The sequence below is a fragment of the Candidatus Kosakonia sp. 282A-S69 genome, assembly GCF_029433855.1.
Lineage (GTDB): Bacteria > Pseudomonadota > Gammaproteobacteria > Enterobacterales > Enterobacteriaceae > Kosakonia > Kosakonia cowanii_A.
This window is the reverse complement of record NZ_JAROAU010000005.1, coordinates 212,437-212,666: the sequence shown is the minus strand read 5'-3', so window position 1 is coordinate 212,666 and position 230 is coordinate 212,437. Positions and strand designations below refer to the sequence as shown.

General features: G+C 70.4%; 1 protein-coding gene. It reads left to right on the top strand.

Going from position 1 to position 230, the window contains the following annotated elements:
- A partial coding sequence (locus PU683_RS22020; RefSeq protein ID WP_277174654.1) for a hypothetical protein occupies positions 1–230 on the top strand: 230 nt, incomplete at both ends.

The window sequence follows — 230 nt, the reverse complement described above, 5'->3', positions numbered from 1 at the left end:
GGCTCGTTCCCTGCTACTGGGAGCTCTCCGAGCCGGTATGGACACCCGCCGTCGCGGCAAGGATCGAGGACGCTATCCTTGCCGCCGCCGAGGAGCGCGACGCAGCGGCGCGGCGGCAGGCGAACCGCGAGGCCGATGAGCTCGCCCGCGTCGCCAAGACCTCAGCACCGATTCGTCGCGATCTCGCCGACATGCTGGCCAACAGGCCGTGGGCCTTCGGTAAGGCGCAC